The organism is Nitrosospira multiformis (assembly GCF_900110185.1).
In the GTDB taxonomy this organism is placed as follows: Bacteria; Pseudomonadota; Gammaproteobacteria; order Burkholderiales; family Nitrosomonadaceae; genus Nitrosospira; species Nitrosospira multiformis_A.
The window spans coordinates 60444-70945 of sequence record NZ_FOCT01000015.1 but is presented as its reverse complement, the minus strand read 5'-3'; the positions used below and the strand labels follow the sequence as shown (position 1 = coordinate 70945).

Genomic DNA, 10502 nt, shown 5'->3' with positions numbered 1-10502 from the left:
AAAATCACATCCTCTCATTCGGACTCTCCTCGCCTCGCCCCTGGGGGCGACGGGAGTGGGGAGACAGCCCTTGCCCTCACGGGCAAGGGTTGGGAATGGGTGGGGTGGAAGCTAGGCAAACAGCGGGACAATGCTTCCCGCGTATTCGTTTATCCCCCCACAAGTCCCCCTCGTAGAGGGCTGGGGGGCGTTGTGGGGGGATTGGCGCGGGAAGCTTGGCCCGTGCCGGCAAGGTTGGAATTCAAGTGCGCCGCGACCGCAAGGCTTTGCGGATCACAGGCCATGACAGGTCAAGCGCTAGCGGCTGGCATGGCCTGTGACAAGCGGCAAACGAGGGATGGGAAATTTTCGCAATATTGCGAAAATCTCTTGTGAATCCCATTTCATTGATTCTTTGCCCAGGCCGATTAACTGTGTAAGCTGCGGGAATTTGAAAACTGAGAAGAGGAAAAAGACTTATGAACAAAAATGAGCTTATCGAAGCCATAGCCGCGAAGACTGGTTCCAGCAAGGCTCAAGCCGGCCGGACCGTGACGGCATTGACCGAAACCATCACTGAGGTCCTGCAGAAAGGCGATTCCATTTCCCTGCCGGGATTTGGCACCTTCGAAGTGCGCAGCCGTAGCGAGCGCACTGGCCGCAATCCCAAAACGGGAGAGAATGTGACGATCAAGGCTGCAAAAGTGCCAGCGTTCAAGGCCAGCTCGACGCTCAAGACGGCGGTAAACCAAGCATGAGGGCATTTCGCACGTGCGAAAATATCCCATCAACTACAGGCCCCTTCTAAAAAGGGGCCTGTAGCATTCCGGATTACTGCTTTTCCTGCAATTCGATCACTTTGAAATTATCCGGCAGCCAGCGCTTGCCTGAGAGTTCTTCATCCGCTCTCAATACCAGCTGATCCTTCTTCAAGCCGCGCATTGCATCAGCTTTCTCGGGCGATACCGCCTCCGTCACCACCGAGAGAATCCTGTCCTTCGAGACGTGCGACAGATAGTTCTCCGGTGTGGCTTCCCACCAGTCAGCCATGTCGAGATTCAGCGCAGTCATGAATGCTGCAATCTCATCCGATGGGGTATTTTCCCGGCTTGATACGGTATTGATCGAAGCTGCCATGCAAAAGGCAAGTAATTCCAGAAGGTCTTGCTGCGATTGATCCAGCAGCCACGCAAACAGTTCTTTGCCCTCCTGTTCTGCCGCTTCGATTCTATCCTTCCAGTACTGGCGTTTTTTCTCGATTGCGAGGGCGGCCCTGCTCTGCTCGATGTTTTCCGCATCGATCTTCAGATGCGTTTCCTCGACATTGATTTGCACGATGCGGCTTGATCTGTATCTGTTCCCGAAAACCTGCATGGCCATCCGATGTACAAGAGCTGCCAATGCGATTTCCGGCCGGTCTGTCATTGCCGCTTGAATCGCTGCAGTGCGGTGCGCCGTCAGCATGCGCGTGAGCTTTTCCGAATGCACGGGCTTCTCTTCACTGCTTCTACCCGTTCCCGCAATATCCCCTGCCCTTCCCTCCTGTCCGGAAGGCAGCTTCTTCATGTCCTCCTTGCGGACAAGACCGCGCTCAATTTTGAGTTGTCCATCATAACCGACCGTCACGATGGCGCCGGCAACTGCAAGATCATCGAAAGAAAAATGCTCGAGCGATGCAGCAATCGTATCCAGTTCCCACTGAACCCGTTCGACCTTTTCCTCTAGTTGAGCATAGACTTCGCCCGACGCATCATTGTCCTCGTCATACGCTTCCTGCTCCGCCTCGATGGCTTCCATTTCAGCGGTTAACGCATCCATCCTGGCCTGTTCTTCCTCGGTTGGCTCGCGCTTGACCGTCCTTACACGCCCAAATTCAGCCAGATCGGAATAATCGAAGGTGGTCCGAACCTGCACCCATGCATAACCTTCTTCTTTCAACGGTGCAACGGCCTGATTGAGTTTCTCCAGGGCCAGCGATTCGAGCAGGTTGGCATCCTGAATAAAGCCATCGTCCTCATTCCCGAAGAGATCACGCCGTATCACTCCGCCCTTCGCTTCGTATTCCTCTACTCCGACAAATCTGGCAAGCGGACTGCGCAGGTTGACTTCAGTTTCGGTGATAAGCCGCCGGAAGGTTGCGCCACTGCGCTGCCACTCCGGCATGTTGTGCCAGAGCCGCTCCTGCAATTCATGATCTTCCGTCAGCGCCAGCGCGGATATCTGGTCAAAACTCATGCTGTCCTCGGCATATAGCTGGAAGAGCGCAGGTGAAACATTTGCAAGCTTGAGGTAGCGCTTGACTGTCAGGGGCGAGACGCCGAAACGGGGAGCAATCTCGTCCGGCGATAAACCTGCATCCGTCAAGTTGCGATAAGCCATGACAAGATCGGCAGGGTGCATATGCTCCCGTCCGCTGTTCTCGGACAGGCTTATTTCCAGCGCTTCTTTGTCTTCGACCACGCGGCAATCGACCTCGTGATCCTTCGGCAGCCGTCCATCGGCGATCAGCAGATTCAGGGCGGCAAGCCTGCGCCCACCGGCAACAACCTCGTACTTGCCGGTTTTCTTGCCCTTCTTCAGTTGCGAAGTTACGACCAGATTGTGAATCAGCCCTTGGGATGCGATCAGGGCGGCCAGTTCCTCGATGCCGGTTCCCTGCTTTTTCCTGACATTCAGTGGCGAGATGACAAGGTTTTTTACCGGAATGCGGGTAATAGTAGTTTCAACGGTCTGGGTGGCTTCGATGGTTTTCATTGGTTTGTCTCCTGTGGGTTACGAATAAGGAAAGGGGAAAGCTCTGCACCGGCATGGCATCAATACTCGTCAGGGAAAAGGAAAGTGGTCACGCTGCGGTCAGCCTCGGTGATGATCCAGAGCGTGTTTTCCCCGAAGCCCTTGCAGGGTTGGGTTTCATCGATGGGATAGGCAGACAGGATGCGAAACCCCATCTCAACGCCCTCGCTGTTGGTCTTTGCGTCCTCTTCACATACGCAGCCCCAATCGCCCATCATGTGGCGTCTTAAACACTGAATCAGGTGCGCCTGGGGAACCAGACCCGCTACCGTGCGGGTTGCGACAACTTTTCCGAGTGGAAACAAGGGTGGTGTGTAATACATGGCAATCTCCCTATAAGTGAAAGTTCAAGAACCGAGAATCGAAAAAACTGATCCTCTCGCTCGGACTCTCCTCGCCTCGCCCCTGGGGGCGACGGGAGTGGGGAGACAGCCCTTGCCCTCACGGGAAAGGGTTGGGAAGGGGTGGGGTGGATAGCAGGCAATAAGCGGGACTAAATGCTCCCCGCGTATTCGTTTATCCCCCCACAAGTCCCCCTCGTAGAGGACTGGGGGGCGTTGTGGGGGATTGAAGCGGGAGCTACTGGACTGCGGGTGCAAGGGTGATTTAAAGGGGATTTCAAGTGAACTGCGGCAGAATCACGGGCCATGACAGGTCAAGCGCCAGCGGCTGGCGTGGCTTGTGACAAGCAGCAAACGGGGAAGAGGAGAAGATTTTCCCGTGAGAAAATCTCTAGAACCGGGATCGATATCAGGACTGTTTAATTGCCGATCCTCCCCCTATAGCAGGGCATACGGCAGAGCACAATCCTGCTCCAAATTCATCCGGGGAGTCCGCCTCTCAAAGCCTCTGCGACAAATTGTCACGCGCGACAATTTGTCACATTCCAGGAAGGATAAAAATCGCCTATTCTGCTAACAACTTCTCCTTGGAAGTTACCAGGATGTAGCAGTACCGTTATTGAGGAAGCAGGTAACAACACGGCAGATACTCCCAGAGCGCGGCAATATGCCATATTCCCAACCTTATGAGTCTGCTCTACATTCCCCTCGGTCCTGGAGACCTTATCCCCGGACTCTCAAGAGAGATCAGATCGGGAAGCCGAAAAAAGCTCGGCAGTTCCTTATTTTCTTTCCAATAGCCTTTCAACCAGCGTTTTAAGGAGAGCAAGAAATGTACAGATCCATGGTTGCTGTTTTGACTAGTTTCATCTTGGCCACGCCACTCTCTGCGGGTGCGCATACCGATGAATATTTAGATTCCATTAATACCCCTAATGGTGGCCAAATGCGTATGGCTGGACCATATCACCTGGAGCTTGTCGCGAAGGATAAGGAAATCGTGCTCTACGTAATGGATCATGCCGACAACAAACTCAGCGTCAGCGGCGGCTCTGGCAAGGCAACCATTCAAACCGGTAATACCAAGACTAAAACGTCAGTCAAGCTGGAACAGGCAGATGACAGTATTTTTAAGGGAAGCGGAGATTTTTCCATCACCCCCGAGACGGTCATTACCGTATTCGTTGAGCTGCCAAAGCAGGAAGCGTACGCTGCGAGCTTTACCCCTCTCAAACCCAAGACCAAGCTCTCCGACAAAACCAAGCCCAAGCTTCAGGCGGATAATAGCGAAGCACATTCTCATCATCACATGCACCATTGAGTGTGAGGAGTCATTCTGATGAGGGTAGAGGCAGAGGTTGAGTACTGATTAAGCCCTCAAATCCACCTGCCATGCTTACCCGAGGTCTCCCAGGTCTCTGTGACAAATTGTCACACGCGACAATTTGTCACATTCCCAGAGCGATAAAAATCAATTATTCTGCCGGCAACTTCTTCTGAAGTTGCTAAGTATGATGTAGTACTGCGTTTGTTTTTACGCATTATTCTTCTTCTATATTTGGGCTCGTTATACCACCCCCCTCGGTATCACGAGCCCTTTTTCTTTTTCTGATCAGTTATGCTGCGCCTTCTCCTGAGTCATACTGTTCCGTCCGGCATTGAAGTATGACAGTTTACCTTGCATCTACAGAAGCCAATCCTGAATTCCGGCCCCATCTCTCCTAAGCGAGGACCAGGCAGCCTAATTCGTTTAAGTCAACCGAGAAAAAGTACGAGAAGTGCAGCTTTGCGGTGCGACTGCTGCTTGGCACATGGCTGCCGGGAAGATTTGCTCAAGTAAATGATGCAATGAAACGTTTTGCTCCTCGTTTTAAATATTCTTCGCATGCATAGCCGATTCCCTGGTCTTGAAAGAGACAGATGCTTGCGCGGACTCCATTTTCAGCCAAATCGATTGCCCCACTTTATGGTTAATCGAACCGGATTCAATTAATGGCGTTTCAATATGTAGCGATATTAAAAAGGGAAATGGTTGAAAGGTGACATGACTTTAAGAAGAGGCAGCAATTGGAGCTGACGGTGTACGGTGAGACTTGGAACTCATTTTGCGCATGCAAAAGTCATGCATTCAATCATTAGCGAGTGATGAGCTGGGGTTATTGCCACAAACCAGCCACGAAATCCCCTGCAACCATAAACGCAACAACTCTGGCCTCTGACATTAACAGGACCTCCCATGCAGCAATCAACTCCGCCCCGCGGCGTGAAATCAAGCGGCCATCGCATAAAGAGCGCTTTACGGGAATTTATTTCCAGCCAGGCTTCCGGTGGTCTCGTGCTGATGGGTGTTGCGCTGCTCGCGCTTGTGGTCGCGAACTCCCCAGCCGCCCCAACGTACTTCGAAGTATTGGAATCGCACGTGTTGGGCCTGTCGGTGATGCACTGGATCAACGACGCGTTGATGTCGCTGTTTTTCTTGCTTGTCGGTCTCGAAATCAAGCGTGAATTTCTGGATGGTCAGCTCAAGACCTGGCCTGACCGGGCGCTTCCCGGGGTTGCGGCCTTGGGCGGCATGCTCGTACCGGCCTTGATCTATATCGCTTTCAACTGGTCGACTCCCGAGACTTTGCGGGGATGGGCGATCCCCTCAGCCACCGATATCGCTTTTGCGCTCGGGGTCCTGGCACTGCTTGGTTCCCGTGTTCCCGTCTCGCTGAAGGTCTTTCTGACCGCGCTTGCGATCCTCGACGACCTCGCGGCAGTGGTGATCATCGCCATCTTCTACACCACCCAGCTGTCCTGGCCCCACCTGCTTGCAGCGTTTACCGTATTGGTGATTTTAAACGTGCTCGGCCGCAGCGGTGTCAAGCCCCTTAGTATCTACCTGGGGCTTGGCCTCGTGCTCTGGTTTTTTGTTCTTAAGTCTGGTGTACACGCCACCCTGGCTGGCGTTGCGCTGGCAATGATGATTCCGATTGGAACGCCCGAAGGCCGGCCATCAGAGGCCGAGTCTCCGTTGCTGCGTCTGGAGCATTCGTTGCACCCATGGGTGACATTTCTGATCGTGCCGATTTTCGGCTTTGCAAATGCCGGCGTGTCGTTTGCGGGCATGAGCGCTTCCGTGCTGCTCACGCCCGTCCCTCTGGGCATTGCGCTCGGGCTCTTCATTGGCAAGCAGCTCGGGGTCTTTTTATTCGCTTGGGCCGCAATACGGGCAAATCTTGCCCAGTTGCCGGCAGGTTCCACATGGCCGCAGCTCTACGGCGTCGCAATGTTGTGCGGCATCGGCTTCACAATGAGCCTGTTTATCGGGTTGCTTGCGTTTCCGACTGCCCCAGAGCTGCAGGCCGGCGTTAAAGTCGGGGTCCTCTTCGGGTCCTTATTCTCCGGACTCACAGGAGCGGCCCTGCTCATTGCGTGGACAACCGCCACAACGCAGACAAAGCGCAATGAAAACGTGGGAAGTATCTGAATCTGCACATAGCAGCGCTATTTCCTTGGCCCCCCGAGGGATAGCATCCGAGCAACCGACTGAGGCCAGTAAGGCCTCGCACATAGGCCCCATGCCGTCTATCCGCACGGAAACTCGATTTTGACCTTTCCCTGTACTCTGGAATCCGCTGTCGCATCTACTGATTACTGCGGTGGATGAGCGGGCGACAGGTATTCTAGCACCGCAACACCCAGATGCTTATTCAGGCCGAGTATGGGAATAATGACACGAAAGATTCCATTGCTGGCTTTTTCTACCTTGATTTCATTAGTATTCAGGTCGGCGCCGGGATAAAGGCTGGAGAAGGGCTCGACAAGCTTCTTGCGATCGCTGGCAACGAGTACCTTGCCATCAGGCTGGGCCAGGACTGCAGATTCGAAACCCCTGATTTGAACCAGTTGGCCTAAATACTGATCCACCTGGTTCACGTTACCAGCCATGAGCTCGCGACGAATGGCCCAGGCGAAGGGGATGCTGAATAGACGCAAGGCTTCTTCAACGCGGACATCCTCCAACTGTTTTGCTTGATTGATTATTTGGGCGTGCGCTTCGGTCTGTTGCGCCTCTACTTGAGCCAGCCTGTTCTCCACCCCATTCACCGCGGCCACCTTCCAGCCATACATGCCCACAGCCACCATCAACAGGGCAGCGACCAGGCCCAGCATAATTTTGCGCTCTCGACTCATCCTCCCGAATTTGCTAGCGGCAGTGTCGTTGTTTTCGACCTGGTCCATATCAAGCTCCTTAGCTGGTATTTTTATGCTTTGTATTGTTGCGTGTTTGGGAGGGCGGGAATGGCAACCAAGACTTTTGATACGAAAAGTTGGAATGTTATTGGGAATGCTGGCGTTTGGCCGCGAACACGAACGTTAAAAATAGACTTTAATCGGCGCTCGTTTATTAATCGGTGCGGAATCCCACTTATAGCGATAGGCTGGCAAGGCGCACCATTCCAGAATGAACCTGGTGAAAGGGAAGGTGCACAGTAGCGTGGCCCCTGGCTAAATCCTACACCAACGCTTGCAAGGCCTTCGTGATGAAACGAGCCGACGATATTGACGGCTACAGTCTCAAAGGGGAAACCGGAGCTTTAATGTGGCAAGATCAAGTTGTGCGCCGAACTCCGCTGATACGCGCACCCAATATCGCTATAAAAGCATTCACATCAAATGCTGCAAAAGTCTAGCGCCGGGGAGATTTTCGTCTTAAAAGACGTCGAATCCATTACAGTCGATCGATCTGACTGCAGGATGATGAGGGCCTTAAATTCCATTCGGCAGTATTCGGCGCCGAGCCTTCCGTACTCAAACCGGACTACGCAAAGTGGATGCTGGAAGATCCTCGCATTAATTTCGCCATTTCACAGAGGGGCGCAAAGGCAGGTCTGGACCATCTCGGATTCCAGGTGGATACAGAGGAAGAACTCAGCGTATTGCGTAGCCAAGTGGCTACCGCGGAAATCAGTCGGTATGAGCAGCCGGATGCAACCCTGCTGCTATGCGCGCTCTGATAAATACTGAATCACTGATCCGCAAGGGATTGCCTGGGAGACCTACCACACGTTAGGCGAGGCTGAGATATACGGCACGGATAGCAGGACGAAAACAGATGAAGCAGCCGAATGGTGCGCGCCTGCCAAGCCCGGCAGCGTTAACAGCGCCAAGCGCAAGCAAGAAGCCTGCTGCTAAAAGATGATCAGCGAGCGTACCTTCAATATTTTGTTTCTGTGCACCGGCAATTCTGCACGAAGAATACTCGCGGGTTGAGAATATCTCAAACTTTCTGCTGGCTCACCGCATCAATGGCGTTCCGGTTGTCGACTGCGGTGGCCGGTTGCTAGGCGTTGTACCAGCAGAGGATCTGATCCACCCTGGGGCTGACGAGCGGCTTGAGCCTCGCGAGTCCTACGCAGATTGAATGTTTGATGCCTGCTTGCCCTTCGGACCTTGGGTAACCTCAAACGTTACTTTTTGACCTTCCTGGAGCGTTTTGAATCCGCCCATATTGATTGCCGAGAAGTGCGCGAACAAATCCTCGCTACCGTCATCAGGGGTAATAAAGCCAAAGCCTTTTGAATCATTGAACCACTTTACTGTGCCAATTGCCATTTTTAGTTCCTGTACATATCAGTCAAAAAATACCCTCGTTTTCAGGGCTGACCGTATTCTGTCAATCCTTAGACGAGGAATATGTTCGCTACCGTACCTACGAATTTCATGCGTTCAATCAAACCCGTTTTGGCAGATTTTTGTTTATTGATCAATTTAATTTTTCACCCGATGAAACGCTATTCATCAGTTTTCTCGGCCGCTTGAGCCTTCATTCTGGATCGGCCTTTGAGGCGCTTGGTTGCCACATCCGGAAGAGAATCGATAGCAATCTCCGGCGGTTCATGCGTGGTCGTTGCCAGAATTGGATTCCAGAACTGGTCCGTCTCGCGTCTATAAAGCCGTATTGGTTGGAGAATGTAGTTATCCCGTTTGGCGTTGTGCATGCACATCGACAGCGGACCCTCCGATGTCATTACCTTGAAAACGCATGCACTGATACGATCCCCCTCCAATCGCTTTGAATCCATGAAATTGTGCATCACGAATGAGAGTGTATGAACGCGGCCACGAGCGCGCAGCAAATCGCCTTTCATCTGCCACGCTTTTCGGGCCACTCCACGCAGTAATGGCCACCATTGGGTTGGGCTGAATGCAAACCAGCGTGCGAGTGCCTTCACCGAGGCGTTGGGGTTAGAACGGTCCAACTTGATATCAGCGGTCGCTGCCTGTACTCGCCCGACTAGATCGGGGTTGTCGAAAGCATCGTAGAGCGAACCATTGGCTTCTAAGCACATTCCGTAGCGGCTGCAGGAGGGATGCCCGATCAAGGACGCGTCGAAGCGGATCGATGTGCCCGCCCCCAGCTCGATCTGGCGTGCCAAAGTCTCCTGCGTGATGCGCGGTCCACGCTCACCCTGAACGCCGCGGCCAGTATCGGCTTGAAGTTGAAACGAGGCTGTGCGAACCGAAGCAGCGTTTGCTGCAAAGAAGCGGACTACATCTGGAACCTCGTCGAAATTGTTATCGTGTACGGTCGTGTTGAACATGATAGATAGACCCAATCCGCTCGCACGGTCAATGAACTTACGGCGCAGTACGTTGAGCTTGAGTTCCGTGCGAAAACCTTTGATCTGCTGCGTTGTATCGACGTGAAACGCGACATCCATTAGTCCTGCGCTCGCTAGCTGTCGAAGGAGCGATCGGGTCGCTCGCAGCCCGTTTGTCATCAGTGTCGGACGGAGGCCGAGCGACCGCACCCTGCGGACGATCGCCAGGAGTTCGTCATGCTTGCGCAGCGTTGGCTCACCTCCTGTGATTTGAACATCGGTATTTGGCCCGAAGTGGGCATGGATCAGGTCAATGCGCCGGAAAATCTCTTCGATTGGAAGATCTCGGACTGCTTCGGAGTTTTCCGAGAGGTAGCACAAGGTGCAGTCTAGATTGCAGCGTTGAGTAATCTCCAGCGCCACACAACCGATTGCCCAGCGCTGCCCGGATTGTTGATTCGGCCCAGCTAGATTCAAGCGAGCTAATGTTCCAGTTACGCGGTCCATGGCCTCGGCACTTGACGACGGCAACCGGTCCGGGGAGTACTGAGCGATTGCTTCAGATGTCATATAAGCCATAGATCCCCCTTTAACAAGAATTCAGGGTATTTCTATTGGATTATCTGCTCTAAATTTAATTCATCGTTGGCGTACTGCTTAAAGATTACCTTGGTCAGCTTGATCTATAGCGGCTCGAGGTAATCGTAGACTCTTGAGATAGCCTCGTCGAGCACGTGCAATCCTTGGGTAGGTGAACAAACAATTGGATGGGTGTACTACGATTGTGTACACGCGGCGA

Annotated in this window: 10 protein-coding genes and 1 pseudogene; 6 read left to right on the top strand and 5 right to left on the bottom strand. The window is 53.1% G+C overall.

The window, feature by feature from the left end:
• Together BMY01_RS17875 and BMY01_RS14435 are read left to right on the top strand one after the other, a co-directional pair.
• The coding region (locus tag BMY01_RS17875) for a hypothetical protein (RefSeq protein WP_175463283.1) at positions 1-375 on the top strand (375 nt) is incomplete at its 5' end.
• Positions 376-458: 83 nt separating this feature from the next.
• Positions 459-737: an HU family DNA-binding protein gene (locus tag BMY01_RS14435; protein WP_074748788.1), complete on the top strand. Its 279-nt coding sequence runs from the start codon at positions 459-461 to the stop codon at positions 735-737.
• A gap of 73 nt (positions 738-810) precedes the next feature.
• On the opposite strand, the gene BMY01_RS14430 is transcribed toward BMY01_RS14435, so the two are convergent.
• Complete coding sequence (locus tag BMY01_RS14430; RefSeq protein WP_074748786.1) at positions 811-2733, bottom strand: ParB/RepB/Spo0J family partition protein; 1923 nt, start codon at positions 2731-2733, stop codon at positions 811-813.
• Between the two features lie 59 nt (positions 2734-2792).
• Positions 2793-3095: a type I restriction endonuclease subunit M gene (locus BMY01_RS14425; protein ID WP_074748784.1), complete on the bottom strand. Its 303-nt coding sequence runs from the start codon at positions 3093-3095 to the stop codon at positions 2793-2795.
• Between the two features lie 970 nt (positions 3096-4065).
• On the opposite strand from BMY01_RS14425, the gene BMY01_RS14420 reads away from it, so the two are divergent.
• On the top strand, positions 4066-4434 hold the full coding sequence (locus BMY01_RS14420) for a hypothetical protein (protein ID WP_175463282.1): 369 nt from the start codon (positions 4066-4068) through the stop codon (positions 4432-4434).
• A gap of 915 nt (positions 4435-5349) precedes the next feature.
• Complete coding sequence (gene nhaA, locus BMY01_RS14410) at positions 5350-6585, top strand: Na+/H+ antiporter NhaA (RefSeq protein ID WP_074748781.1); 1236 nt, start codon at positions 5350-5352, stop codon at positions 6583-6585.
• A gap of 164 nt (positions 6586-6749) precedes the next feature.
• On the opposite strand, the gene BMY01_RS14405 is transcribed toward nhaA, so the two are convergent.
• Positions 6750-7340 (bottom strand): hypothetical protein, encoded by a 591-nt coding sequence (locus BMY01_RS14405; protein WP_074748779.1) that lies wholly within the window; start codon positions 7338-7340, stop codon positions 6750-6752.
• Positions 7341-7849: 509 nt separating this feature from the next.
• On the opposite strand from BMY01_RS14405, the pseudogene BMY01_RS18970 reads away from it, so the two are divergent.
• Together BMY01_RS18970 and BMY01_RS18850 are read left to right on the top strand one after the other, a co-directional pair.
• Positions 7850-8294: pseudogene (locus BMY01_RS18970) on the top strand (ArsI/CadI family heavy metal resistance metalloenzyme).
• Positions 8295-8319: 25 nt separating this feature from the next.
• Entirely contained in the window at positions 8320-8523 is a 204-nt protein-coding gene (locus BMY01_RS18850) for a CBS domain-containing protein (RefSeq protein WP_139176933.1), read from the top strand.
• On the opposite strand, the gene BMY01_RS14395 is transcribed toward BMY01_RS18850, so the two are convergent.
• Both BMY01_RS14395 and BMY01_RS14390 read right to left on the bottom strand, forming a co-directional pair.
• Positions 8511-8714 carry a cold-shock protein gene (locus BMY01_RS14395; protein ID WP_074748778.1) on the bottom strand — a complete coding sequence of 68 codons (204 nt, stop codon included), beginning with the start codon at positions 8712-8714 and terminating at the stop codon, positions 8511-8513. The two genes, BMY01_RS18850 and BMY01_RS14395, sit on opposite strands and share 13 nt — an antisense overlap.
• 179 nt (positions 8715-8893) lie before the next feature.
• The gene (locus BMY01_RS14390; RefSeq protein ID WP_081353957.1) at positions 8894-10282 is read right to left on the bottom strand and encodes a radical SAM protein; all 1389 of its coding nucleotides are present in this window, start codon (positions 10280-10282) and stop codon (positions 8894-8896) included.
• Positions 10283-10502: the final 220 nt, after the last annotated feature.